Below are 25569 nucleotides of genomic sequence, written 5' to 3' on the forward strand. Positions count from 1 at the left end.
TGGCGTCCCTTTTCTCTTCGTGCCGCGGGGCCCAGCCCCTGCCGACAGCTCAGATCCCCTGACGGGCTTCCTGCATCAGCAGACGCATGTCGCTGACCGCCTTGGCCAGGCCGTCGAAGGCGGCGCGGCCGATGATGGCGTGACCGATGTTGAGCTCATAGAGCTCGGGGATGGCGGCGATGGCCTTGACGTTGTGGTAGTGCAGGCCGTGGCCAGCATTGACCTTCAAGCCCTTGCCGGCGGCATAGGAGGCACCGGCGGCGATGCGCTTGAACTCGGCGTTGCGCTCGGCATCCGTGGTGGCATCGGCGTAGCGACCGGTGTGGATCTCGATGAAGGGAGCACCGCTCGCGGCGGCCGCATCGATCTGGATGGGGTCGGCATCGATGAAGAGCGACACCTGGGCGCCGACGGCGGCCAGACGGGTCACCGCATCGGTCACCTTGTCCAGCTGGCCGGCCACGTCCAGCCCCCCCTCTGTAGTCACCTCGGTGCGCTTCTCCGGCACCAGGCAGACGAAGTGAGGCTTGATACGGCAGGCGATGCCGATCATCTCCTCGGTCACTGCCATCTCCAGGTTCATTCTGGTCTGGATGGTCTGGCGCAGGATCTCCACGTCACGGTCGGTGATGTGGCGGCGATCTTCCCGCAGGTGCACGGTAATGCCATCGGCACCGGCCTGCTCGGCCACGAAGGCGGCCTGTACCGGATCCGGATACTGGGTGCCCCGGGCATTGCGCAGGGTGGCGATATGATCGATGTTCACACCCAGATAGATTTCGCTCATTGACGACTCCTTGAAGCTCTTCACTGTTAACTGTGCAGCTGGCGCCTAGGCGCCAGCGCCGATATCCGTATGTCACGTGTGTGGCAGCTCGTAGGTTCGATTAGCGCAGCGTAATCGGACCTAGGTAACATTCTTGCCGTGTTGGGTAACGCCGCAGGGCGGTTAACCCAAGCTATTACGGCGTTTTAAAAACAGCTCCCGGCTCTTCAACTGACGCCGTCCCAGATAGGGTTGCAGCGCCAGCCGGCTGAAACGCTTGGCCGCCTGCAACAGGGGGGGAGTATCGAAGCGCCCCTCGGCGAAGGCCAGCAGGTGCGCGCCGAGAAACAGGGTACGGGGATCCGGCGCCCGCTCGCAAGCGACAAAGCCCAACTCCCGCTCGAAGCCGTAGAGCAGGGTTGGCTCAATTGGCGACTCGTCATCCGCCGTGTACTCGAAGTCCACCGCATAACCCAGCGCCTGCAGCAGCAGGAACTCGAAGCGGCGCAGCGGCAGCTCCGGCGTCTCGCCGTCGGCCAGCGCCATGATGGCGCGGGCATAGGCATCGAACACCTCGGGGAAGGGGGTGTGCGCCTCCAGCAGGTAGTAGACCAGCTCGTTGAGATAGAGGCCGTAGAAGAGGCGATCGCCACCGAGGCGCAGGGAGTGATCCGGGCACTCGACCTGGGTGAGATTCTTGAGATCCCCCTTGCCACGCCAGGCGATGGTGAGCAGGGTAAAGGGTTGCAACAGCCCCTTCAGAGGCGAGCGTGGCCCGCGAGAACCGCGAGCCACCAGGGTAAAACGGCCACTATCCTGGGTGAAAACCTCGACCAGCTGGCTGGTCTCCCGATAGGGCCGACTGTGGATGACGAAAGCCGGGGTCAGCAATCAGTCGTCGCCATAGCCGAGACTGCGCAGGGCGCGCTCGTCGTCGGCCCAGCCGGACTTGACCTTGACCCACAGCTCGAGGTGCACCTTGTTTTGGAACAGCCGTTCCATGTCGATGCGGGCCTCGGTGCCGATGGTCTTGATCTTCTCGCCCTTGTTGCCGATGACCATCTTCTTCTGGCCTTCGCGCTCCACCAGGATCAGGCCGTGGATGTGGTAGAGACCGTTCTCTTCCACCTTGAAGCGCTCGATCTCCACCGTCACCGAGTAGGGCAGCTCCTCACCGGTGAAGCGCATCAGCTTCTCGCGGATGATTTCGGAGGCCATGAAGCGGGAGGAGCGGTCGGTCACGTAATCTTCCGGGAAGAAGTGGACGTTTTCCGGCAGCAGATCCTTGGCCCACTCGCGGATCTTCTCCACGTTGGTGCCCTTCTCGGCACTGATGGGCAGGATATGGGAGAAGTTCATCTGCTGGCCCAGCCACTCCAGGTGGGGCAGCAAATCCTCTTTCTCTTTGACGTTGTCGATCTTGTTGACCGCCAGCACCACGGGACACTTGAGGTTGCGCAGTTTGCCCAGCACCATCTCGTCGTCCTTGGTCCAGTGGGTACCGTCGACCACGAACACCACCATGGCCACGTCCCCCAGCGAACTGGTGGCGGCGCGGTTCATCAGGCGGTTAATGGCCCGTTTCTCTTCAATGTGCAGACCCGGGGTATCCACGTAGATGGTCTGATAGTTCTCCTCGGTGTCGATCCCCAGGATCCGGTGACGGGTGGTCTGGGGCTTCTTCGAGGTGATGCTGACCTTCTGGCCAAGCAGCTTGTTGAGCAGGGTGGACTTGCCCACGTTGGGGCGGCCCACGATGGCGACAAAGCCGCAATAAGTGCTATCTGTCATGACAGTTTTTCCAATGCTTGCTGCGCCGCGGCCTGTTCGGCCTTGCGACGGCTGGTGCCGACCCCGACCAGCGGACCATCCAGGCCTTCCACCTCACACTGGACGGTGAACTCCTGGTTGTGGGCTTCGCCCTTGACATTGGTCACTGTGTAGGTCGGCAGGGATTTGCGGCTTCCCTGCAGAATTTCTTGCAGACGGGTCTTGGGATCCTTCTGCTCTATGCCCGGCTTGATCTCGTCCAGGCGGCTGGCGTACCAGCCCAGCAGCAGGGTCCGTACCGTCTCAAGATTGGTATCCAGATAGACGGCGCCGATCACCGCCTCGACCGTGTCGGCCAGAATGGATTCACGGCGAAAACCGCCGCTTTTCAGCTCGCCCGGCCCCAGGATCAGGTGATCCCCGAGGTCGAACTCCCGGCCCAGTTCGGCCAGGGTCTTCTCGCGCACCAGGGTGGCGCGCATCCGGCTGAGATCCCCTTCCGCCGCCTGCGGGAAGCGGTGGAACAGATCGTCGGCAATCACCAGACTCAAAATGGAGTCACCCAGAAATTCCAGTCGCTCGTTGTGACGGGAGCCGGCGCTGCGGTGAGTCAGCGCCCGGGTCAGCAGTTCTTGATCCTGAAAGACATGCCCGAGACGGGACTGCAGTCTGTTCATCTTGATGTTCATTTACTTGATTCCGCCAATGCGGTTGAAGCGCACCCCTGTCGGTACCCAGCTCGGCAGCAGGGAGCCTTCTTCGCGCTCGAATTCAAAACTTATCCAGATAGCGACCGCCTTGCCCACCAGGTTCTGCTCGGGCACGAAGCCCCAGAAGCGGCTGTCGGTACTGTTGTCACGGTTGTCACCCATGACGAAGTACTGACCTTCCGGTACGACCCACTCGTCGGGGTAGGTGCCGGGCTGGCGGTAGTAACGGCCGACCATATCGGGCATCAGCGGGTTGCGCAGAGTCTCGTGAGACACCTCGCCCAGCTGCTCGGTATAGCGGTCAAGCGGGATCCCCATCTGGGTAAATTCACCCCTTTGTTCAAACTTGACGTCGAGCTTCTGGAAGCCCGGGCACGTTTTCCCTTCCTGCTCCTCGCACTTGGGCCGGATCATCAGCTCCTTGTTGCGATAGATGACCCGATCCCCCGGCATGCCGACCACCCGCTTGATGTAGTCCACCCGGGTATCCAGCGGATACTTGAACACCACCACGTCGCCGCGCTTGGGTTCACCGGTCTCGAGGAACTTGGTGTTGGTCACCGGATCCTTGAGGCCGTAGGCAAACTTCTCCACCAGGATGAAATCGCCCACCAGCAGGGTGGGCATCATGGAACCAGACGGGATCTGGAACGGTTCGAAGATGAAGGAGCGCAGGATCAGTACGAGGGTGATGACCGGGAAGACCCCGGCGGTCTGTTCGATCCAGACCGGCACGGGGGCCACCTTGGCCAGGGTTTTCTCGTCCAGATGGGCGCCGCCGTGGGCACGGGCCACGGCAATCTTGGCGGCCCGCTGCTTGGACCAGATCATCTTGTCCAGACACCAGATAACACCGGTGATCGCGCAGACCACCACCAGGATCAGGGAAAACGTGCTTGCCATCTATTAATCCTTTCCGACGTGGAGAATTGCGAGGAAGGCTTCCTGCGGCACGTCGACACGGCCCAAAGACTTCATCCGTTTCTTGCCTTCTTTCTGCTTGTTCAGCAGCTTCTTCTTACGACTCACGTCACCACCGTAACACTTGGCGGTCACGTCCTTGCGCAGGGCCTTGACGGTGCTGCGAGCGATGATCTGGTTGCCGATGGCAGCCTGGATGGCGATGTCGAACATCTGGCGCGGGATCAGCTCGCGCATCTTCTCCACCACCTGGCGACCGCGATACTGGGCGTTCTCCTTGTGGGTGATGATGGCCAGGGCGTCGACCCGCTCGCCGTTGATCATGATGTCCAGGCGGACCATGTCGGAGGTTTCGAAACGCTTGAAGCCGTAGTCCAGCGAGGCATAACCGCGGCTGGTGGACTTGAGGCGGTCGAAGAAATCGAGCACCACTTCCGCCATCGGGATCTCGTAGGTCAGTGCCACCTGCTTGCCGTGGTAGACCATGTTGGTCTGCACGCCACGCTTCTCGATACAGAGGGTGATCACGTTGCCCATGTACTCCTGCGGCAGCAGGATGTGACACTCGGCGATCGGCTCACGCATCTCCTTGATGCTGGTGATGGCGGGCATCTGGGCCGGGCTGTCAATGTGGATGGTGGTGCCGTCGGTCTGCTCGATCTGGTAGACCACGGTCGGCGCCGTGGTGATCAGATCCAGATCGTACTCACGCTCCAGCCGCTCCTGGATGATCTCCATGTGCAGCATGCCGAGGAAGCCGCAACGGAAACCGAAGCCCAGTGCGGTGGAACTCTCCGGCTCGTAGAACAGGGAGGCGTCGTTGAGCGACAGTTTCTCCAGTGCATCGCGGAAGGACTCGTAGTCATCGCTGGAGATGGGGAACAGACCGGCATAAACCTGCGGCTTCACCTTCTTGAAGCCGGCCAGCGCCTTCTCGGCACCGTGTTTGGCCAGGGTCAGGGTATCGCCCACCGGCGCGCCGTGGATGTCCTTGATGCCGCAGACGACCCAACCTACCTCGCCGCAGCCCAGACCGTCGGTATCCACCTGCTTGGGTGTGAAGATACCGATACGATCGACACCCCAGGTCTGGCCGGTGCTCATTACCTTGATCTTGTCATTCTTCTTGAGCGAACCGTTCTTGATCCGCACCAGAGAGACGACGCCCAGATAGGAGTCGAACCAGGAGTCGATGATCAGCGCCTGCAGCGGGGCATCCGGATCCCCTTCCGGAGACGGGATCTTGGCCACGATCTCTTCCAGCACCAGATCGACGCCGAGGCCGGTCTTGGCGGAGCAGCGCACCGCGTCGACCGCGTCGATGCCGACGATGTCCTCGATCTCTTCGGCAACCCGCTCTGGCTCGGCGGCCGGCAGGTCGATCTTGTTCAGCACCGGCACCACTTCCAGGTCCATTTCCATGGCGGTGTAGCAGTTGGCCAGAGTCTGTGCCTCAACCCCCTGGCCGGCATCCACCACCAGCAGTGCCCCTTCACAGGCCGCCAACGAGCGGGAGACCTCGTAGGAGAAGTCCACGTGGCCCGGGGTGTCGATAAAGTTCAGCTGGTAGGTGTTACCGTCTTGTGCCTGGTAGTTCAGGGTCACACTCTGTGCTTTGATGGTAATGCCGCGCTCGCGCTCCAGTTCCATGGAGTCAAGCACCTGAGCCTGCATCTCGCGGTCGGACAGGCCGCCACAAGTCTGGATCAGACGGTCCGACAGGGTCGATTTACCGTGGTCGATGTGCGCAATAATCGAAAAGTTACGAATGTGTTTCATCGAGCAAGAATCACTCAAAATTAGGTTAGGGCCGGATATGGAGGCAGGATTTTACTGGATAACCCGGTCGACGGCCAATCTTTAGTCGACGAAGCACCAGAAATAGCGGCCTGCACGGTCAGGAGAGATGGCGGGTGGGCAGGACCACACCCAGCATGCGGGGACCATAGGCCCCCTGATCGAGTCGGTTGGAAAAGTAACGAACCAGTGAAAAACCGACGAGGCCCCCCAGCAGGCAGCAGAGGATGGTGACCCCCTCCCCCGCAGAGAGCAGAGGTGCCAGCCAGAGTTGCCCCAGCAGGGCCCCCGCCAGCAGGCAGAACAGCGGCAGCACATAGACCAGCGCGGCCCCCTGCAGGATGCTCGCCTGGGGAATGCCGAGCCTCACCTGCTGGCCGACGCTCACCTCGGCGGTGAGCGCCACTCGCAGTCGCTGCGCTTTCAATGGAAACGCCTTGGCCACCGTGCCGGTGCCGCAGCTGGACTGTTGATGACAACCGCTGCAGGCGGAGCGCCGTTCGCACTCCACCCAGGCATGTTCTCCATCAATGGCCACCACGGTCGCCAGCTCTTCGCTCATTCCACTCACAAGACGGTTCCACAATAACGAAAGATAGATTGACCCAATCTGAACACGACTGTCGGCCTTGGGCAAGCAGCCGCGTCTGACGGCTTACTGTACGGCCTCGTTGCGGGCCAGCGGCTGCACCGATTCGGCAATCCGCTTGGCGGTGTCGGCCGGCACTTCCCCGACCACGGTTATCTCGACCCCTACGTCATTGACGAAGCTCACCAGCGAGGTGGCGCCCTGGCGGATCAGCTGCTGGCGCACCGCCTGCTTGGGATCGACCCGGGCCACGTAGACCGAGAGATCCACCAGCCCGTCGGAGAGCATCATATAATCCACCGGCAGACTGGTAGTCACCAGCTGGTGACGATCCCGGGAAAGCACCTTGAAGCCTTCAGGCAGCCAGGTGAGGTGCCAGTTCAGCTGCTGCTGCGGCGCCGGATAGGCATCTTCCAGCGCCAGCGCCTGGGGCAGCTTGCTGCTGGCCAGCTTCACCAGCCAGGGGGCCGGCGCGGGGAGACGATCCAGATCCACCCCCAACACCTGCTCGACCAGGTTGCCTTCCCGATCCACCATGTCCACCCGTAGCAACAGGCTGCTCTGCTCATCAATCCAGAGCACGAAACCGTACTTGTCGGCCTCTTTGGGCACCAACCGCACCACCTGTGCCACCAGCCCGGCAGCCCGGCTGCGGCCGGCCAGCACAGGATCATAACTCTCCAGCACCCGCGGCAACGGCATTCTCACCAGGGTGGCCCATACCCCGGGGAAACGCGCCCCCTTGAGGGTGTAGGGTTCATGGGTATTTTCAAAAAAGGTGTACTCGTCCTGGCGCTGCAGGTACTCGATGGTCTTGCCATCGAGGTAGCTGAGGTGAGCCACCTCCTTGCCATCGATCACGCCGTGGCTGAAGCGGATAGGCTCGAGTCGCCCCTGCCGGGCCTTGACCATGGACAATTCGAAATTCTGTTGCGAGACGGCACTCTGCATCTGCTGCAACAAGGCCTCGGCCGACTTGTCGTCGGCCGAGGCCTTGGCGCTGATCAACAGGAGAGAGGCCAGCAAAATACGGCTGGACTGGCGCACGTTCTGATCCCTAATCCGTTATTCCTGAATCTGCTTGTCTTGCAGCAGACGCTGTTGCAACTGGTGGTCGCGCAGGAAAGCGTTGATGCGCTCGCGCTGCTCCTGCATCTGCTGTTCGCTCAACCCCTGCTGACGCTGGGTCGCACGATTGCCGTCCTGCGGATAGTGCACGCTTACCGGCGAGGCACTGCCACCAACGGGGATAGTGTTGAGTACCGGGTTGGTCGGCACACCGTCCTGCCCCTGATACTGCTGCACCCCGAAGATGACGGCGGCAGCGACCGAGGCGGCGATGGCGTATTGCCCTACCTGCTGACCGGCACGGCGCAGGAACGGCACTATGCTGGCGGTCTTGGCGCTACCCGGCTGCGGTGCGGCAGGTTTGCTCTCCACCGGCTTGGGCGCCAGTATGGTGGGCTCATCTTCCAGCGCAACCATGATGCTGTCGCTCAGATCCAGTTGCAGATTGACCGGCAGGTCCCCCCGCATGGCATCACCAATCAGGTGGTAACGAGACCAGGTCTCTTGCAGAGCCGGATCCGTTCCCAGCTCGTTCAGAACCTCAACATCGCTCAAGTCACCGTCCATCAGGGCCGAGAGTTGCTCTTTATTTGCCATAAGTTAACCTGTCTTTCCCCAGTTAATTCTCGATCAGAGGTTGCAGCTTTTTATCGATTGCTTCCCTCGCCCGGAAGATGCGGGATCTCACCGTACCCACCGGACAATCCATGATTTCGGCAATCTCTTCGTAGCTCAGCCCTTCCAGTTCGCGAAGGGTGATAGCTGTCCTCAAGTCTTCCGGCAAAGCTTCTATGGCAGAAAACACGGTGCGCTTGATCTCATCGGTCAGCGTCAGGTTTTCCGGGGTGGCCACCTCTTGCAAGGCTTCGCCACCGCCATAGTATTCTGCCTCTTCCGCCTCTACATCACTGCTGGGCGGCCTGCGCCCCTGAGAGGTCAGATAATTTTTGGCCGTGTTCACGGCAATCCGGTACAACCAGGTGTAAAAGGCGCTCTCGCCACGGAATGTCGGCAGCGCACGGTAAGCCTTGATGAAGGCCTCTTGCGCCACATCCGGTACATCGCCCGGATTGTTGACATACCTAGCCACCAGGTTGACCACCTTATGCTGGTATTTTTTTACCAACAGGTTGAATGCATTTTTATCGCCACGCTGGACCCGCTCAACCAGCTGTTCGTCCAGTAGATTCTGGTCGCTCATCAGAGCCGTAAAACCCCCATCAGGTTATCGTTTTTCTTTTCCGGCCCTTCCTAAGCGCACAAGTTCAGACAGGAGGAATCAGGGAAAGTTCGCTTGCATTGAAAAAAATGTGACGCAGGCTGCATCACCACCCTCGCTTGGGCTACCATGGTGCCAGTTCTTAATCCAGGCCAATGATACTTATGAAAGCAAGTGTTGAATACCTTTGCGACGTACTGATCATTGGCAGCGGTGCCGCCGGTTTGTCTCTCGCGTTGCGATTGGCAGACCAGGCCAAAGTCCTGGTTCTGAGCAAGGGGCCCATCAGTGAAGGGGCCACTTTCTATGCGCAAGGAGGCATCGCTGCCGTGTTCGACGAGACCGACAGCATCGAATCCCATGTGAGCGACACGCTCAACGCCGGAGCCGGGTTGTGTGACCCGGCCGTGGTGGAGTTCACCGCCCGCAACGCCCGCGACTCCATCCAGTGGCTGATCCAGCAGGGGGTCCCCTTCGATCAGGAGGAGGACGCCGAAGGGGAGTCCCACTATCACCTGACCCGCGAAGGGGGCCACAGCCATCGCCGCATCTTCCACGCGGCGGATGCCACCGGCAAGGCGGTGCAGCTCACCCTGATCGACCAGGTGCGCGCCCACCCCAACATCCAGCTGATGGAGCGCTTCAACGCGGTCGATCTCATCACCACCCGCAAGCTGGGTCTGCCGGGCAACCGGGTACTGGGCGCCTATGTCTGGAACCGCAACGCCGAGCAGGTCGAGGTGATCCGCGCCCGTTTCGTGGCGCTGGCCACCGGTGGTGCCTCCAAGGTGTACCAGTACACCTCCAACCCGGACGTCAGCTCCGGTGACGGCATCGCCATGGCGTGGCGCGCCGGCTGCCGGGTGGCGAACCTGGAGTTCAACCAGTTCCACCCCACCAGCCTGTTCCACCCCGATGACCCCAACTTCCTGCTGACCGAAGCCCTGCGCGGCGAGGGTGCCTATCTGCGCCGCCCCGACGGCAGTCGCTTCATGCCCGACTTCGACGAGCGGGCCGAGCTGGCACCGCGGGACATAGTCGCCCGCGCCATCGACCACGAGATGAAGCGGCTCGGTGCCGACTGCATGTATCTGGACATCAGCCACAAGCCAGCCGATTTCATCATCAAGCACTTTCCCACCATCCATGAGCGCTGCCTCGCGGTCGGCATCGACATCACCAAGGAGGCGATGCCCATCGTCCCTGCCGCCCACTACACCTGCGGTGGCGTGATGATCGACAACAACGGCCAGACCGACATTCCCGGCCTCTACGCCATCGGCGAGGTGACCTACACCGGGCTGCACGGCGCCAACCGGATGGCCTCCAACTCCCTGCTCGAATGCGTAGTCTATGCCCATCAGGCGGGGGCCGACATCTTGGCCAAGCTGCCGATGAGCGTGGAGCCGCCCCGTCTGCCGATGTGGGACGAGAGCAAGGTGGAAGATTCGGACGAGCTGGTGGTGATCCAGCACAACTGGCACGAGCTGCGGCTGATGATGTGGGACTACGTGGGGATAGTGCGTACCAACAAACGTCTGGCCCGCGCCAAGCGCCGCATCGACCTGCTCAAGCAGGAGGTGCAGGAGTACTACGCCAACTTCCGGGTCTCCAACAACCTGCTGGAGCTGCGCAACCTGCTGCAGGTGGCCGAGCTCATCGTCAACTGCGCCCTGCAGCGCAAGGAGTCGCGCGGCCTGCACTACAACCTGGACTACCCGGACATGCAGCCTGACTCCAAGCCGACCGTGCTGACACCGGAGCGGGACTAACCTCTGCCGCAAGCAACAAGCAGTAACACCAAGATGACCTCGCTCCGGCGGGGTCATCTGTTTTATGGGGAAGAGCGGCTAGCGGGTCGGCTGGGAGAAGTGGATGGCACGAGCCAGCGTGCGGTAGTGGGCCGGTGCCAACGCATCGCTGAACAGCCAGAGCCGGCTGGCGGGACGCTCCACCGCTACCAGCTGCAACCAGAGCACGCCGGGCCAGATGCGGCTGCCCGCCCCCAGCTGATAACGGTTGCCCTGCCAGCTGAGCCACTGACCGTCCCACTCCAGCACGCCGGTCATCCGGCTCGTGTCGAGCCAGGCGCGCCACAACCCCAGACCCCAGCAGGGCAGCAACAGGGCCCACTGCCAGCCGTGGATCAGGGCGGCCAGTGGCCACAGGATCAGCAGAAACAGCGACAACAGCAGCAGACGCTGCTGCCTGGAGACGGTGATGGGCATCGACACCCGTACGGATGGATCAACGCTGGCGATCGTGACGGGCCTGATTGCGTTCCAGGATCAGCGGGATCATGGCGGCGAAGGCGGGGTCTTCCGGCACGCCGTGGCCCATGCTCCAGCGGAACAGCTCCGGATCCTCGCACTCCAGCAGGCGGATGAAGGTCTGCTGATCGGCCTCGCTCAAGCCATCGAACTCGTGCTCAAAGAAGGGCATAAAGATCACATCCAGCTCGAGCATGCCACGGCGGCAGGCCCACTTCAGGCGGGATTTTTCAATTGGGCTCAACATGGAACTCTCCTTACAAAGACCCGGCGATGGTACCAGCTGGATTTTCCGGCTGACAAACATTCCTTACGTCTTTACCATGCAGGTCACATACTTTCTGTCTCTGGAATGCCATCGTGAGCCTGCCAATCCTTCCTGCCGAGCCAACCCTGTTCCCTCTGACCGATCTGGCCATCACCAGCCTGAGCGGCCCGGATCGCGCCAAATACCTGCAGGGTCAGGTCACCTGTGACGTCAACGCCCTGCAGCCGGGCCAGCACACCCTGGGCGGCCACTGCGATCCCAAGGGCAAGCTGTGGAGCGATTTTCGCCTGCTCTGCCTGAGCGATCGCCTGCTGATGCTGACCAAGCCGTCGGTGCTGGCTCGCCAGCTGCCCGAGCTCAAGAAGTTCGCGATCTTTGCCAAGGTCGAGATCAGCGAAAATCACGGCCAGGCGGTCGGCGTGGCCGGTCAGGGGACCGATGGCTGGATCGCGGGGCAATACGACCTGCAGGAGAGCGGCCTCATCGAGGGTGGCATGGCGGTGCGGATCGAAGCCGATCGCTGGCTGCTGGTCAGCGAACAGCCGCTGGCGCAGACCCTGCCCAGCGGCCCCGAGTCGCTCTGGTGGGGACTGGAGATCAAGGCCGGCATCCCCCATCTGGAGGCGGTTCATCAGGGTGAGTACATTCCCCAGATGCTCAACCTGCAGGCGCTGGACGGCATCAGCTTCACCAAGGGCTGCTACATGGGCCAGGAGACGGTGGCCCGCGCCAAGTATCGCGGCGCCAACAACCGCGCCCTGTTCGTGCTGAGCGGCACCGCCACTACCCCGGTTACCAGCGGCGACACCCTGGAGATCCAGCTCGGTGACAACTGGCGCCGCAGCGGCATGGTGCTCAACGCCTGGCAACAGGATGGCGAGCTGTGGCTCACCGCCGTGCTGCCCAAGGACACCGAGGCCGACGCCCGCTTCCGGCTCAAGCAGGAAGAAGGTTCAAGCCTGACCCTGCAGCCCCTCCCCTATCAGCTGACCGAGTAAGCGAAGCCAAGCGCCCTGCTAGCGCACCCGTGCCAGCAGAGCCTCCTTCAGCCAGCGCCCCGCCTGCCCGAGCGGGCGGGCGCGATGCCACTGCAGCTCCAGCGCCAGCTCCGGCTGGGTTATAAAGTCCGGCTTGAGCACCACCACCTCGCCCCGAGCCAGCGGCCGGTGCAGCAGAAAATCGGGCACTGCCGCCCACCCCAGTCCCAATTTCACCAGCTCCAGGATCCCGAGATCCCCCTCCACCCACCACACCTGCGCCGACAGGCGAAAGCGATGGCGCTCCGTCCCCTCCCGTCGCCCTGTCACCAGCAGCTGGCGAGCCCCCTGCAGATCGCTCTCCCGCAGCGGCGCCTTGTGGGCCAGCGGATGTTCGGGGGAGACCACCAGCGGCATGGCGACGCCTCCCAGCGAGCGGGCCACGATCTCCTGCTGCGGGTGCTCCTTCTGATAACTGATGCCAAGCTGGGCGCGGCCGCTGATCAGCATCTCGGTGAGATCCTCCATCAGCGGAAACAGCAGCTCCAGCTCAACCGTCGGGTAGTGGGTGGCGAACTCCTCCAGCACGGCGCCGAGCCAGGGCAGGTGGGAGTCATCATCGATGGCCAGGGTCAGGCGCGACTCGACGCCGCTGGCCAGCTCGCCGGCGATGGCCTGCAAGCGGGCGCTCTGGGCCAGCAAGATGCCTGCCTCCTGGCTGATGCGCACGCCCGCCTCGGTCAGCACCGGATAGCGCCCGCTGCGATCGAACAGCTCCAGCCCCAGATCTATCTCCAGATTGGCGATGGCGGTGCTGACTACCGACTGCGCCTTGCCCAGCTGGCGCGCGGCCGCCGAGAAGGAGCCTGCCTGCGCGGCGGCCAGCAATACCCTGAGTTGTTCTAGCGATGGGTTCATCGTCCTGCTCCTGCAAATGCGGTAATCCATCTATTTTAGCGATGGATACCAACGTGAAACTATCAATAAATAGGGATAGATTGCCAACCAGTCAGTCAACATAGCTGTTTAAAGAGAGGAATTTATGCGTACCCGCAATGACCGTATCCGCCACGCCATCGGCTTTGAAGTGATAGGTCTGCTCATCGCAGCCCCCCTGGCCAGCTGGATCACAGGCATCGAGCTCAGCCACATGGGGCCGCTGGCCGTCCTGTTCTCGGTACTGGCCACCGTCTGGAACTATGTCTACAACATCGGCTTCGACAAGCTGCTGCTCAAGTACCAGGGTCACCCGCACAAGACCTTGTGGCAGCGCGTGGTCCATGCGTTCGGCTTTGAAGGGGGCTTCATGGCGCTCACCCTGCCGGTCATCGCCTGGTGGCTGGATCTCGCCCTGCTGGCGGCACTGGCGCTCAATATCGGCTTCGTGACCTTCTATCTGGTCTACGCCTTCGTCTACAACTGGAGTTACGACAAGGTGTACCCGATCCCGGGTCAGTGGCAGCAGAACGCACTGGGTTGAACGACGGCAAAAAACGGTGGGAAAAACGAGGCACCATCATGCAAGAGGCATGATGGTGCTGGGGGAGGACAAGCCCGGCGGGCCTGCCGCGGCCTTCAGGCTTGTGCCTTCAGCTCTTCGGTCTGGGCCTCTGCCTCGGCCTCCTGGGTCAGCATGGCCTCAAGGTCGCTCTGGTACTGGGTCAGCAGACGCTGGGCCGCCACCATGTCACCCTTGTGCAGGCGCTCGAACAGATGGTGTTGCACCACGCCGTTGAGATACTCCACCGTGACCGGTTGCTCCAGGGTCTCCAACAACTCCTCTTTTTCCAGCTCGGCATTGATTTCATCGGCACTGGTACGCAGCAGACCGGCCAGTTGCACCAACATACGGCGCTCACCTTCGCGCAACAGGCTCAACATGCGGTTTCTCTGCTGCTCATTCTGTTGGGTCATACATTTCCTTACGTCGAATGGGAACAAGCCCGCTCATTCTGCCTTGTCGCTCTGACAGCGTCTATCTCATGCCCCCCACTTATTTTCATGTCGCAGCCGCAAAGTGCGCCAGATGCTATTTGACCCGTCGCTAGGTATAGTAGCCACTGGTTTGCGGGCGCCTTGCCGCCCGGTACGGACGAGAAATTTCACCATGACTGACGCCATTCTGGTGCTTTGCACCTGCCCGGATGAGGCCAGTGCCGACCTCATCTGCGAACAACTGCTCGACCGGCAGCTGGCGGCCTGCATCAACCAGCTGCCCGGCCTCACCTCCGTCTATCGCTGGCAGAACCAGATCGAGCGGGCCACGGAGATCCAGCTCATCATCAAGTCGCAAGCGGCCCTGTTCGAGCCGCTGCGCCAGTGCATCCTTGCTCATCACCCCTATGAGGTGCCGGAGATCCTGGCGCTCCCCACCCATCAGGGTCACCAGCCCTATCTCGACTGGATAAAACAGGAAACCTCATGACGCCGTTTCGCCTGCTCTCTCCCCTGCTGTTGCTCTGCGCCCTGCTGGCCGGGCTCGGTTCGCTGCCGGCCCGCGCCAGCAGCACGGATCTGCTGAGCGCCCTCGGCATAGAGGCCAGCGCCCAACCCAAATTTCTGAAAGTGGACGAGGCGTTCGTCCTCGAGAGCGAACAGCAGGGCAACCGGCTGCTGCTGCGCCTGCGCATCGCCGACGACTACTACCTCTACCGCCACCGCTTCAGCTTCCAGGGCGAGAACCTCACCTTCGAGGAGCCGGTGCTGCCCGCCGGCACCGATCATGAAGACGACTTCTTCGGCAAGACCCAGGTCTATTACCGGGAGGTGCAGATCCCCGTCACCCTGACCGAGGCGGGCCAGCAGGCCAGCCTCAAGATCAGCTATCAGGGCTGTACCGACGGCCTCTGCTATCCCCCGACCGACAAGCGGATCGCCGTCGACCCCCTCGTCGCCGAGCCGCCGCATGATCAGGTCGATGTACCCACGCCGGCCCCGGCCAGCAGTCAGCAGGATCAGCTGGCGGCCGCCCTCGGCAGCCAGGGTTTCTGGCTCAGCGTCGCCGCCTTCTTCGCACTGGGGCTCGGCCTCGCCTTCACCCCCTGCGTCTTCCCCATGTATCCCATCCTGACCGGGATCATCGCCGGGGCCGGCCATCGCCTCTCCACCCGCCGCGCCTTCCTGCTCTCCTTCGTCTACGTGCAGGGGATGGCGGTCACCTACACCCTGCTCGGGCTGGTGGTGGCGTCGGCAGGCTTGAAATTCCAGGCCGCGCTGCAGCACCCCTATGTGCTGATCGGGCTCTCGGTGATGTTCGTGCTGCTGGCCCTCTCCATGTTCGGGCTCTATACCCTGCAGCTGCCGAGCAGCCTGCAAACCCGCCTCTCCGGTCTCTCCAACCGCCAGCAGGGCGGCTCCGTGCTCGGGGTCGGCATCATGGGGATGATCTCCGGCCTGGTCTGCTCCCCCTGCACCACGGCCCCCCTCTCCGGCGCCCTCATCTACGTGGCCCAGAGCGGCGATCTCTGGCTCGGCGGCGCGGCCCTCTACGCCCTGTCGCTCGGCATGGGGCTGCCGCTGCTACTGCTCGGCACCTCGGGCGGCAAGCTGCTGCCCAAGGCGGGCGCCTGGATGGACGTAATCAAGCAGCTGTTCGGGTTTGCGCTGCTGGCGGTGCCCATCCTGCTGCTCTCCAGGCTGTGGAGCGATCAGGTCGCCACCCTGGCCTGGCTCGGCTGGGGGCTGCTGCTGTGCGGCTACCTCTACCATCACAACCAGCACCAGCAACATTCGGTGGGGCGCAGCCTGCGCGGTTTCGTGCTGCTGCTGGCGATGATCAGTGCCGTGGTGGTGGGCAAGGATCTGCTGCTGCCCTCCCAGGGCGCCAGCGTCGCCGCCCAGGCCGAGACGCCGGCCTTCATCCGCATCAAGACCTTGGACGATCTCAAGACCCAGCTGGCCGCCGCCCGCGGCAAGCCGGTGCTGCTCGATCTCTATGCCGACTGGTGCGTGGCCTGCAAGGAGTTCGAACACAAGACCTTCAGCGACCCCGCCGTGCGCGAGCGCTTCGGCCAGATGGTACTGCTGCAGGCGGACGTCACCGCCAACGACGATGCCGATGTGGAACTGCTCAACGGTCTCAACGTGCTGGGCCTGCCGACCCTGATCTTCTTCGACCGCGCCGGCAATGAAGTGAGCGGCCAGCGGGTGACCGGCTTTATGGGGCCCGCCGAGTTCCTCGGTCAGCTGGACAGGATTGGCGATGCCAACTGAACTGCGTCAGCTGCAGGCAAGCGATGCGCCCGCCCTGCAGCGGCTGTTCGAACTGGCTCCAGCCTATCAGGCAGCGATAAGTCACGCGCCGCTCTGCGCCCAGGCAGCAGAGGAGGCGCTCACGGCCTGTCCGCCGACGCTGCCCTTCTCTGCCAAACAGGTGATCGGGCGCTGGGAGGCGGGGGAGCTTACCGCCGTGCTCGATCTGCTGCGCGGCTATCCCGAACCCACCACCGCCTATCTGGGGCTGCTGCTGGTGGGTGAGCCCTGGCAGGGGGCCGGCCGCGGTCAGGCGCTCTATCTGCACGCCTGCACGCTGGCTCGCGCTTGGGGCGCAACCCGGCTGCGCCTGTCGGTCATTGCCAGCAATGAGGTCGCCTTGTCCTTCTGGCAGCGCCGAGGGTTCACCGAGTGCTATCGCCGCGAGCTGGCCGGCTACCGGGCCGAGGCTATCGTGCTGGAGCGTGCCATCGACCCTGCCCCTTCCGGGCACGCCCCCTCCCTCTCGCCCCTTACTGACTGATTTTTCTGGCAATCCCTTGTATATGGTCGGCAGCATGGCAAAATTTGCCCTTTCCCGTCTCGTTCGTCCGGAGTTTTGATGAAAAAGTGGTTCATCCCCCTGCTGGCCCTCTGGCTCTATGGCTGTTACGCAGGTCCAGGTGAAGAGGCAATCCGGACCCAGGTCACCGCCAAACTGCAGGCCGACACCGACGCCAATCTGTTCGAGATCAGCGACTTCGCCATCCTGGACAAGGAAGAGCGCATGGAGGGGGTCTATCTGGTCAAGGTGAGCTACCAGCTCCACTTCAAGCGGGGACTGGAGCAGTTGCAGGTACTGCAGGACGAGGATCTGGTCTATGACAGGGTCGGCCCCTTCCAGCAGGAGATGGGGCTGATGGAGCTGGAGCGCAAATACGGCGAGTTCGAGGCGGGCCAGATGCTGCCGCAGCAGGCCGAGGTGTGGATGATGAAGACCGAGCAGGGCTGGCGTCTGGCCGAGCCCGCTCACTGACGCGGCCCCGGCCAGGCAACCCGGGCCGACTCAGGCCTGGGTATCCACCATATAGCCCTTCCGGTCGGGCGCGTCGCTCGGGATCTTGCTGGCAAAGGCCGACAACAGATCCTTCAGAGTCACCCCGCTACCGCTGTTGCCGCTGCTCTCCAGCAGGCTGGAGAATTGACTCTGCAGGGCGCTCACCTCGCTGCCAGGCTCCCCTTCCCCATCCAGCTGACCCAGCAGGCTCTGCAGGTCCAGCTTCATGGGATTGTCACTGCTGCCAGTGGCGATGGCCTTGCTCCCCTCCTGCTGAGCGTGCAGAGCATCCATCAGGCTCGCCATGAAGGAATCGAGTGAACCACCGCTGGCGGCGGTACTCTCGGTATTCTCACCGCTCTCTTCCTCGCTCTTGCCCGACAGGCCCAGCTCGGCCAGCACCGACTTGAGATCCTGCTCCATCTTGTTGCTCGCACCGGGGGGCGGCGGGGGCGGCATCTCTGGTCTCTCCTGCCGTTCGCCGCTGCGCGTTGCCAGCAGTTGCGCCAGCGAGCCGACGCTTCCCGCGGCTGTTACGTTTGTTGTCATTGTCCTGATCTCCTGAGCGGGGCCGCCGCTGATCCTCAGCGGCTCGAACCCCGTTCACAGATGGCAAACCCCGCGCCAATCCGGTGTATTCCTCTGATCAGCACAAGAAATTGGCGCATGATGGATTTTTGACAACTCCGGCTATAAAGCGAGGCAACGGCAGGATAAATCCGGCTGGCCGGCAAACGGGGCGGCAACCGCTTGCCGAGCCGTGGCAAGCCCTGACTCGCTTAGAACAGATCCTTGAAGCGGTACCAGAGCATGCCGAGCGCCAGCAAGGGCGAGCGCAGCGCCGGGCCGCCGGGGAAGGTCATGTGCGGCACGCGGCCAAACAGATCCAGCCCCCGGCTCTCCCCCCTGATCGCCTCCGCTACCAGCTTGCCCGCCATATGGGTAGCATTGAGACCGTGGCCGGAATAGGCCTGGGCATAGAAGACGTTGGGATGATCCGCCAGGCGGCCGATCTGGGGCAGCCGGTTGGCCCCTATGCCTATCATGCCGCCCCACTGGAACTCGATGGCGGTCTCCGCCAGCTCGGGAAACACCCGCAGCAGCTTGGGCAGCATGAAGGCCTTGATGTCGCGAGGATCCCGTCCCGAGTAGTTGCAGGCTCCGCCAAACAGCAGGCGGCCGTCGGCGGAGAGGCGGTAGTAGTCGAGCGCCACGTTCTGATCGCACACCGCCATGTTTTGCGGCAGCAACCGCTGGCGCAGCCGTTTCTCCAGCACCTCGGTGGCGAGGATGTAGGAGCCCGCCGGCAGCACCTTGCCCCCCAGCTCGGGGTTGAGGTCATTGAGATAGGCGTTGCAGCCGATCACCAGGTAGTCGGCGCTGACCCGGCCATGGGCCGTGGTGACCTGGAGCCGCTCGCCATAGTCGATGTGCACCACCCTGGATTGCTCAAACAGCGCCACTCCCAGGCTGGCCGCCGCTCGTGCCTCACCCAGCGCCAGATTGAGAGGGTGCAGGTGGCCGGAGCCCATGTCGATCATGCCGCCGATGTAGCGATCCGACCCCACCACTGTATGCATATCTTCGCGTGCCACCAGTTTCAGCTCGTGCCGGTAGCCGAGGCTCGCCAGGTGCGCGAGCTCGTCTTCGAAGCCGGCCAGATGGCGCTGGCGGGTGGCCAGATCGCAGTAGCCCCAGCGCAGGTCGCAGTCGATATTGAAGCGCTCGACTCGCTCGCGCACCAGCTCGACCGCCGCCAGCCCCATCAGGTCGAGCTCGCGCACACCCTCTTCACCAATCCAGCGGGCGAACTGGCTGGTGTCGTGGCCGATGCCGCGGATGAGCTGACCGCCGTTGCGCCCGGAGGCGCCCCAGCCGATACGGTTGGCTTCCAGCAGCACCACCTTGTAGCCCGCCTCGGCCAGATTGATGGCGGTGTTGAGACCGGTGAAGCCGCCGCCTATGATGCAGACCTCGGCATTGCACTCCCCGCTGAGCTCTGGCCACTGCTGATTGTCATTGCGGGTGGCCGCGTAATAGGAGGCCACGTGTTCCTGATGTGTGTTGTGCTTTCCCTGCATGTTCAGCATCCTGCCCTGGTCCCGTTGCGTTTACTAAAATAAACGGCCTGTCATCGATAATACGCAGGCCCCCGCCGCCAATCCAGCCCGCCGGGATCACAGAAATGCAAAAGGCGTCCTAAAGGACGCCTTGTCACGAGCCGACCGCCCATCGCGATCCGCGCTCATGCAAAAGGCGCCCCGCAGGGCGCCTTTTCATGCAATCAAGGTGCTGTAACGAATTACAGTACGTTGATGGCGTTCAGGTCGGAGAAAGCCTGTTCCAGACGCTTGATCATGGAAGTCTGACCGGCACGCAGCCATACGCGCGGATCGTAGAACTTCTTGTTCGGCTTGTCGGCGCCTTCCGGGTTGCCCAGCTGACCTTGCAGGTAGGCTTCGTTGGTCTTGTAGAAGTCCAGGATGCCTTCCCAGGTCGCCCACTGGGTGTCGGTGTCGATGTTCATCTTCACTACGCCGTAGGAGATGGACTCGCGGATCTCTTCCAGAGTGGAACCTGAGCCACCGTGGAATACGAAGTCCAGAGACTTGGCCGGGATGCCGAACTTCTCGGACACGTACTTCTGGGAAGCGTCCAGGATGGACGGGGTCAGCTTGACGTTACCCGGCTTGTAGACACCGTGTACGTTGCCGAAGGAGGCAGCGATGGTGAAACGCGGGCTGATCTTGGACAGACGCTCGTAGGCGTAGGCCACGTCTTCCGGCTGGGTGTACAGAGCGGACTGATCCATGTGGCTGTTGTCGACGCCGTCTTCTTCGCCGCCGGTGCAACCCAGTTCCAGTTCCAGAGTCATGTTCATCTTGGCCATGCGGGTCAGGTACTCGCAGCAGATGTCGATGTTCTCTTCCAGAGACTCTTCGGACAGATCCAGCATGTGGGAGGAGAACAGCGGCTTGCCGGTTTCAGCGAAGTGCTTCTCGCCCGCTTCCAGCAGACCGTCGATCCACGGCAGCAGCTTCTTGGCAGCGTGGTCGGTGTGCAGGATGACCGGTACACCGTAAGCTTCGGCAACGGCGTGCACGTGCTTGGCACCGGAGATGGCACCGATGATGGCAGCCTGCTGACCTTCCAGCTTCAGACCCTTACCAGCGGTGAATGCAGCACCACCGTTGGAGAACTGAACGATAACCGGCGCTTTCACCTTGGCGGCAGCTTCCAGCACGGCGTTCACGGAGTCGGTACCGACGCAGTTGACTGCCGGCAGAGCGAAGCCGTTCTCTTTCGCGATGGCGAACACTTTCTGAACGTCATCACCAGTGATCACGCCCGGTTTTACGAAGTCGAAAATTTTCTTAGACATGTTTAATCGTCCTGTCTCGTATGCCGTTAATAAAAAATGGGGGGTTCATCATGAACCGGCACAGCGGCCACATGATAAACGAAACGGGAGGCTTTTGCCCCCCGTCTCGGGTCAATTAGGCTTTGGCGCGCTGTTCCAGAATCGCAACAGCCGGCAGTACCTTGCCTTCCACGAACTCCAGGAAGGCGCCGCCGCCGGTGGAGATGTAGGAGACCTTGTCGGCGATGCCGAACTTGTCGATGGCGGCCAGGGTGTCACCACCGCCCGCGATGGAGAAGGCCGGGGATTCAGCGATGGCGCGAGCGATCACTTCGGTACCCTTGGCGAACTGGTCGAACTCGAACACGCCGACCGGGCCGTTCCACAGGATGGTCTTGGCGTTCATGATGATGTCGGCCAGGGCCTTGGCAGAGTCAGGGCCGATGTCGAAGATCATGTCGCCGTCGGTCACGTCAGCGACGGACTTGATGGTGGCCGGGGTGGACTCGGAGAACTCGGCACCGACAACCACGTCGGTGGTCACCGGGATGTTGGTTTCGGCAGCCAGCTTCTTGGCGGTGTCGATCAGGTCGTGCTCGCACAGGGACTTGCCGACGTTGTGACCGGCAGCAGCGATGAAGGTGTTGGCGATGCCACCACCGACCACCAGCTGGTCAGCGATCTTGGAGAGGGATTCCAGTACGGTCAGCTTGGTGGAGACCTTGGAGCCGCCAACGATGGCAACCATCGGGCGCTCGGGCTTCAGCATGGCTTTGCCCAGGGCTTCCAGTTCACCAGCCAGCAGTGGGCCGGCACAGGCGACCGGTGCGAACTGGGCCACACCGTAGGTGGAGCCTTCGGCGCGGTGAGCAGTACCGAACGCATCCATTACAAAGACGTCACACAGGGCGGCGTATTTTTTGGCCAGCTCTTCGGTGTTCTTCTTCTCGCCTTTGTTGAAGCGGCAGTTTTCCAGCACAACCAGCTCACCGGCGGCGACTTCTACGCCATCCAGGTAGTCTTTGGCCAGACGAACCGGGCAGGACAGTGCGTCTTTCAGATAGTTGACAACCGGAGCCAGGGAGAATTCTTCGTTGTATTCACCCTCGGTCGGACGACCCAGGTGGGAGGTGATCATCAGCTTGGCGCCCTTTTCCAGAGCCAGCTTGATGGTCGGCAGAGTCGCAACGATACGTGCATCGGAGGTGACCTTGCCGTCTTTTACCGGCACGTTCAGGTCAGCACGGATCAGAACGCGTTTGCCCGCCAGATCCAGGTCAGTCATCTTGATAACAGACATATTCAGTCCTCTATATTTTCAGGTAATGTTAAAAACAGTAACCTTGCGCCCGGTGCAGGCTCTCAGCCTGCGGCCATCATGGCCCGGGTGGTATCCAGCATGCGGTTGGCGAAGCCCCATTCGTTATCACACCACATCAACATCTTGACGAGGTTGGCATCGCTGACCCGGGTCTGGGTACCATCAATGATGCAGGAGTGAGCATCATGATTAAAGTCTACGGAGACCAGCGGCTCTTCCGTGTAATCCAGAATACCGCTTAATGTACCTCTGGATGCCCGTTGCAGGGCTTGATTTACGTCAGTAACCGTCACTTTTTTACGAACAGTAATACTGAGGTCCATTGCCGTTACATTGATGGTCGGTACCCGTACCGCGATCGCCTCGAACTTGCCGGCGAAGTGGGGGAGGATCCGCTCCAACCCCTTGGCCAGCTTGGTATCCACCGGGATGATGGACTGGCTGGCGGCGCGGGTTCGGCGCAAGTCGCTGTGGTAGGCATCGATGACTTGCTGATCATGCATGGCCGAATGAATTGTCGTAATAGTACCACAATTTATCTCGAATTCTCGATGCAATGTTTCGATGACGGGGACTACGCAGTTGGTGGTGCAGGAGGCGTTGGAGACGATCCGCTCGCGCCCCGTCAGCACCTGATGGTTGACCCCGTAGACGATGGTGGCGTCCACGTCCGCCTCGGCCGGATGGGAGAACAACACCTTGCCCGCCCCCGCCGCCAGATGCAGCTCGGCATCGGCCCGCGAGCCGAACACTCCGGTACAGTCCAGCACCACGTCCACCCCCAGCGCCCGCCACGGCAAGCGCGACGGATCCCGCTCGGCAAACAGGGAGATGAGATCCTCCCCCACCAGCATGCTGTTGCCGGCCAGCTGTACCGGATGGTGGAAGCGACCGTGGCTGGTGTCGAAGCGGGTCAGGTGCACCATGGCCTCGGGGGCGGCCAGCTCGTTGATGGCCACTATCTTGATGTTCTTGTCGCGGCCGCTCTCGTAGAGGGCCCGCAGCACGTTGCGGCCGATCCGCCCGTACCCGTTGATGGCAATCTTGATCATGAAAATTCCGGGTCCTCAGCATGGACAAAGGGACAAGCGGATGACTGACTCACGACAGCAGGGCATCCTGAAATTCACCGCGGGCCAGCAGTGCCGCCCCGAATACCCCGGCGCTGTCCCCCAGGGCTGGAGCAATAATGGGGGTGGCGAAGCGGGGATTAAAGAGGAAGGGCAAAATAGTCTCCCGTCCCACGCTGTACAGGCTCTGCACGTTGCCCACCCCGCCGCCGATGACGATCACGTCCGGATCCAGGATGTTGACCACGTTGGCCAGTGCCTGGCCAAACAGCAGATGCAGCCGGTCGATGGTGAGCTTGGCCACGTGGTCGTGAGCCGTCGCCGCCGCGATCTTGGCCAGTGGGAGGTGACGCTTGGCCTTGGCCTCGTACCAGGCCTCCAGCGCCGGGCCGCTGATGAAGGTCTCGACGCAGCCGCGCTTGCCGCAGTAGCACTCGGGGCCGTCGGGAGAGAGCACGTTGTGGCCCCACTCGCCGGCGATGCCGTGATGACCGTTGAGGATGCGGCCGTTGATGACGATGCCGGAGCCCACTCCGGTGCCCATGATGATGCCGAATACCACCTTGGCGTCGGGATGGTACTGACGCACCGCCCCAAGATGGGTTTCCGCCAGCGCGAAGCAGTTGGCATCGTTGGCGATAAGCACCGGCACGCCGAGCCGGCGCTCCAGATCTTCCTTGAACGGCCTGCCGTTGAGCTCGGTGGTGTTGCAGTTTTTCATCAGGCCGGTTTGCGGATCCCGCGCCCCTGGCGTCCCCATGCCGATGAGGGCCGGCCGCTGGCCGAGCTTGTCGGCGCACTCTGCCACCAGCTTGGCGATCTGGCCGATCATGTGGTCATAACCGCCGGCACGCTCGGTGGGAATGCGATGGCGCAGCAACACCTCGTCCCCGTCCAGTACCACGCACTCGCACTTGGTACCGCCAAGGTCGATACCCCAATCCAACAACCTGTTGCTCATCCTGCCTCCAGCCATGACCGCAGGGCGCCAGCTCCGGAGTGCACGCTGCCGTGCCCGCCTGAAGTCGACCGCCCTCTACCGGGTTGCAGTGTAACCCGAGCGGCGGTCAGGATGCAGCCCCCGCCGCAGGCAGCAAAACGGAGCCCGCAGGCCCCGTTGTTCATTGTGTTGTCGGCGGCGCTCAGCGGCCGTGGTACTGGGCGGACAGCTCGTGTACCGCGTTGACGAACACGCCGGCATGCTCCGGGTTCACATCCTGATGGATGCCGTGACCCAGGTTGAAGACGTGGCCGTTGCCGTGACCGAAACCGGCCAGGATGGAGGCGACCTCTTCACGGATGCGGGCCGGGCTGGCGTAGAGCATGGAGGGATCCATGTTGCCCTGCAGCGCCACCTTGTCACCGACCCGACGTTTGGCGTCGGCGATGTCGGTGGTCCAGTCCAGACCCAGCGCATCGCAACCAGTGGCGGCGATCTGCTCCAGCCACTGGCCACCGTTCTTGGTGAACAGGGTGACCGGCACGCGGCGACCGTCGTGCTCGCGAATGAGGCCGTCGACGATCTTGTGCATGTATTGCAGGGAGAAGTCGCGGTAATCGCGCGGGGTGAGCACGCCGCCCCAGGTGTCAAACACCATGACCGCCTGGGCGCCGGCCTTGATCTGGGCATTGAGATAGGCAATGACGCTGTCGGCCAGCTTGTCGAGCAGCAGGTGCAGGGTCTGCGGCTCTGCGTACATCATCTGCTTGATCTTGGTGAACGCCTTGGAGCTGCCCCCCTCCACCATGTAGGTGGCCAGGGTCCAGGGGCTGCCGGAGAAGCCGATGAGCGGCACTTCGCCCTTGAGCTCACGGCGGATGGTACGCACCGCGTTCATCACGTAGCCCAGCTCGTCTTCCGGATCCGGCACCGGCAGCGCCTGCACGTCGGCCATGGAGGTGATCGGACGCTCGAAGCGCGGGCCTTCGCCCTGTTCGAAGTAGAGACCCAGCCCCATGGCATCGGGCACGGTGAGGATGTCGGAGAAGAGGATGGCGGCATCGAGCGGATAGCGGCGCAGCGGCTGCAGGGTGACTTCACAAGCCAGCTCGGCGTTGCGGCACAGGGACATGAAATCCCCCGCCTGGGCGCGGGTGGCCTTGTATTCCGGCAGATAGCGGCCAGCCTGGCGCATCATCCATACCGGAGTCATGTCCACTTCCTGGCGCAGCAGGGCACGCAGGTAACGATCGTTCTTCAGCTCTTTCATCCCA

General features: G+C 62.4%; 28 protein-coding genes. 7 read left to right on the forward strand and 21 right to left on the reverse strand.

Going from position 1 to position 25569, the window contains the following annotated elements:
• Positions 1 to 49: 49 nt before the first annotated feature.
• The 10 genes from pdxJ to rpoE form a co-directional block, all read right to left on the reverse strand.
• A complete protein-coding gene (gene pdxJ / locus G5134_RS16590) occupies positions 50 to 787 on the reverse strand; it encodes a pyridoxine 5'-phosphate synthase (protein WP_017786468.1) in 738 nt (245 codons plus the stop codon).
• A gap of 162 nt (positions 788 to 949) precedes the next feature.
• Positions 950 to 1657, reverse strand: a complete 708-nt coding sequence (gene recO, locus G5134_RS16595) for a DNA repair protein RecO (RefSeq protein ID WP_010635031.1) — start codon at positions 1655 to 1657, stop codon at positions 950 to 952.
• Positions 1658 to 2557, reverse strand: a complete 900-nt coding sequence (gene era / locus G5134_RS16600; RefSeq protein ID WP_005309385.1) for a GTPase Era — start codon at positions 2555 to 2557, stop codon at positions 1658 to 1660.
• Positions 2554 to 3225, reverse strand: coding sequence for a ribonuclease III (gene rnc / locus G5134_RS16605; RefSeq protein ID WP_005309383.1), 672 nt, complete (start codon positions 3223 to 3225; stop codon positions 2554 to 2556). Before rnc ends, era begins: the two co-directional genes overlap by 4 nt.
• Entirely contained in the window at positions 3226 to 4149 is a 924-nt protein-coding gene (lepB, locus tag G5134_RS16610; protein ID WP_005309381.1) for a signal peptidase I, read from the reverse strand.
• Positions 4150 to 4152: 3 nt separating this feature from the next.
• Complete coding sequence (gene lepA / locus G5134_RS16615) at positions 4153 to 5946, reverse strand: translation elongation factor 4 (protein ID WP_005309379.1); 1794 nt, start codon at positions 5944 to 5946, stop codon at positions 4153 to 4155.
• A 118-nt stretch (positions 5947 to 6064) separates the two neighbouring features.
• Positions 6065 to 6526, reverse strand: a complete 462-nt coding sequence (locus tag G5134_RS16620; RefSeq protein ID WP_010635032.1) for a SoxR reducing system RseC family protein — start codon at positions 6524 to 6526, stop codon at positions 6065 to 6067.
• 93 nt (positions 6527 to 6619) lie between these two features.
• Complete coding sequence (locus G5134_RS16625; RefSeq protein WP_010635033.1) at positions 6620 to 7600, reverse strand: MucB/RseB C-terminal domain-containing protein; 981 nt, start codon at positions 7598 to 7600, stop codon at positions 6620 to 6622.
• Between the two features lie 18 nt (positions 7601 to 7618).
• Positions 7619 to 8218, reverse strand: a complete 600-nt coding sequence (locus G5134_RS16630) for an RseA family anti-sigma factor (RefSeq protein ID WP_065017316.1) — start codon at positions 8216 to 8218, stop codon at positions 7619 to 7621.
• 22 nt (positions 8219 to 8240) lie between these two features.
• Positions 8241 to 8822: an RNA polymerase sigma factor RpoE gene (gene rpoE / locus G5134_RS16635; RefSeq protein ID WP_005309371.1), complete on the reverse strand. Its 582-nt coding sequence runs from the start codon at positions 8820 to 8822 to the stop codon at positions 8241 to 8243.
• Positions 8823 to 9004: 182 nt separating this feature from the next.
• On the opposite strand from rpoE, the gene nadB reads away from it, so the two are divergent.
• The gene (gene nadB, locus G5134_RS16640; protein ID WP_065017315.1) at positions 9005 to 10612 is read left to right on the forward strand and encodes an L-aspartate oxidase; all 1608 of its coding nucleotides are present in this window, start codon (positions 9005 to 9007) and stop codon (positions 10610 to 10612) included.
• 78 nt (positions 10613 to 10690) lie between these two features.
• Here the strand turns inward: nadB and G5134_RS16645 are convergent, their stop codons facing one another.
• Positions 10691 to 11068 (reverse strand): protein YgfX, encoded by a 378-nt coding sequence (locus G5134_RS16645; protein WP_065017314.1) that lies wholly within the window; start codon positions 11066 to 11068, stop codon positions 10691 to 10693.
• A gap of 19 nt (positions 11069 to 11087) precedes the next feature.
• Positions 11088 to 11357 carry a succinate dehydrogenase assembly factor 2 gene (locus G5134_RS16650; RefSeq protein ID WP_005309363.1) on the reverse strand — a complete coding sequence of 90 codons (270 nt, stop codon included), beginning with the start codon at positions 11355 to 11357 and terminating at the stop codon, positions 11088 to 11090.
• Between the two features lie 113 nt (positions 11358 to 11470).
• On the opposite strand from G5134_RS16650, the gene ygfZ reads away from it, so the two are divergent.
• Complete coding sequence (gene ygfZ / locus G5134_RS16655; protein WP_065017313.1) at positions 11471 to 12376, forward strand: tRNA-modifying protein YgfZ; 906 nt, start codon at positions 11471 to 11473, stop codon at positions 12374 to 12376.
• Between the two features lie 18 nt (positions 12377 to 12394).
• Here ygfZ and G5134_RS16660 read toward each other — a convergent pair whose 3' ends face one another.
• Positions 12395 to 13273 carry a LysR family transcriptional regulator gene (locus G5134_RS16660; protein ID WP_010635038.1) on the reverse strand — a complete coding sequence of 293 codons (879 nt, stop codon included), beginning with the start codon at positions 13271 to 13273 and terminating at the stop codon, positions 12395 to 12397.
• Between the two features lie 124 nt (positions 13274 to 13397).
• Here G5134_RS16660 and G5134_RS16665 point away from each other — a divergent pair, with 124 nt between their 5' ends.
• Positions 13398 to 13835, forward strand: coding sequence for a PACE efflux transporter (locus G5134_RS16665; protein WP_005309357.1), 438 nt, complete (start codon positions 13398 to 13400; stop codon positions 13833 to 13835).
• Positions 13836 to 13930: 95 nt separating this feature from the next.
• Here G5134_RS16665 and G5134_RS16670 read toward each other — a convergent pair whose 3' ends face one another.
• On the reverse strand, positions 13931 to 14269 hold the full coding sequence (locus G5134_RS16670; RefSeq protein WP_019839856.1) for a hypothetical protein: 339 nt from the start codon (positions 14267 to 14269) through the stop codon (positions 13931 to 13933).
• Positions 14270 to 14462: 193 nt separating this feature from the next.
• On the opposite strand from G5134_RS16670, the gene cutA reads away from it, so the two are divergent.
• From cutA to G5134_RS16690, 4 genes are all read left to right on the forward strand, one after another.
• Entirely contained in the window at positions 14463 to 14780 is a 318-nt protein-coding gene (cutA, locus tag G5134_RS16675; protein WP_226008985.1) for a divalent-cation tolerance protein CutA, read from the forward strand.
• Positions 14777 to 16567, forward strand: a complete 1791-nt coding sequence (locus G5134_RS16680) for a protein-disulfide reductase DsbD (RefSeq protein ID WP_226008986.1) — start codon at positions 14777 to 14779, stop codon at positions 16565 to 16567. The genes cutA and G5134_RS16680 overlap by 4 nt, the downstream gene beginning before the upstream one ends.
• On the forward strand, positions 16557 to 17090 hold the full coding sequence (locus tag G5134_RS16685; protein ID WP_123247177.1) for a GNAT family N-acetyltransferase: 534 nt from the start codon (positions 16557 to 16559) through the stop codon (positions 17088 to 17090). Before G5134_RS16680 ends, G5134_RS16685 begins: the two co-directional genes overlap by 11 nt.
• Positions 17091 to 17168: 78 nt before the next feature.
• Positions 17169 to 17582 carry a hypothetical protein gene (locus G5134_RS16690; RefSeq protein ID WP_226008987.1) on the forward strand — a complete coding sequence of 138 codons (414 nt, stop codon included), beginning with the start codon at positions 17169 to 17171 and terminating at the stop codon, positions 17580 to 17582.
• A gap of 30 nt (positions 17583 to 17612) precedes the next feature.
• Here the strand turns inward: G5134_RS16690 and G5134_RS16695 are convergent, their stop codons facing one another.
• The 7 genes from G5134_RS16695 to hemE all read right to left on the reverse strand — a co-directional run bounded on the left by G5134_RS16695 (position 17613) and on the right by hemE (position 25565).
• Entirely contained in the window at positions 17613 to 18152 is a 540-nt protein-coding gene (locus G5134_RS16695) for a hypothetical protein (RefSeq protein ID WP_226008988.1), read from the reverse strand.
• Positions 18153 to 18382: 230 nt separating this feature from the next.
• The gene (locus tag G5134_RS16700; RefSeq protein WP_065017309.1) at positions 18383 to 19684 is read right to left on the reverse strand and encodes an NAD(P)/FAD-dependent oxidoreductase; all 1302 of its coding nucleotides are present in this window, start codon (positions 19682 to 19684) and stop codon (positions 18383 to 18385) included.
• A 221-nt stretch (positions 19685 to 19905) separates the two neighbouring features.
• Positions 19906 to 20985 (reverse strand): class II fructose-bisphosphate aldolase, encoded by a 1080-nt coding sequence (fbaA, locus tag G5134_RS16705; RefSeq protein ID WP_005309342.1) that lies wholly within the window; start codon positions 20983 to 20985, stop codon positions 19906 to 19908.
• A 115-nt stretch (positions 20986 to 21100) separates the two neighbouring features.
• Positions 21101 to 22264 (reverse strand): phosphoglycerate kinase, encoded by a 1164-nt coding sequence (locus G5134_RS16710; RefSeq protein WP_005309339.1) that lies wholly within the window; start codon positions 22262 to 22264, stop codon positions 21101 to 21103.
• 62 nt (positions 22265 to 22326) lie between these two features.
• On the reverse strand, positions 22327 to 23337 hold the full coding sequence (gene epd, locus G5134_RS16715) for an erythrose-4-phosphate dehydrogenase (protein WP_010635047.1): 1011 nt from the start codon (positions 23335 to 23337) through the stop codon (positions 22327 to 22329).
• Positions 23338 to 23386: 49 nt separating this feature from the next.
• Positions 23387 to 24316: an ROK family protein gene (locus tag G5134_RS16720; RefSeq protein ID WP_065017308.1), complete on the reverse strand. Its 930-nt coding sequence runs from the start codon at positions 24314 to 24316 to the stop codon at positions 23387 to 23389.
• 181 nt (positions 24317 to 24497) lie between these two features.
• Positions 24498 to 25565, reverse strand: coding sequence for a uroporphyrinogen decarboxylase (gene hemE, locus G5134_RS16725; RefSeq protein WP_010635049.1), 1068 nt, complete (start codon positions 25563 to 25565; stop codon positions 24498 to 24500).
• Positions 25566 to 25569: the final 4 nt, after the last annotated feature.

Origin of the sequence: Aeromonas sp. 600276, assembly GCF_049175815.1 — a bacterium.
GTDB classification, from domain to species: Bacteria; Pseudomonadota; Gammaproteobacteria; order Enterobacterales; family Aeromonadaceae; genus Aeromonas; species Aeromonas dhakensis.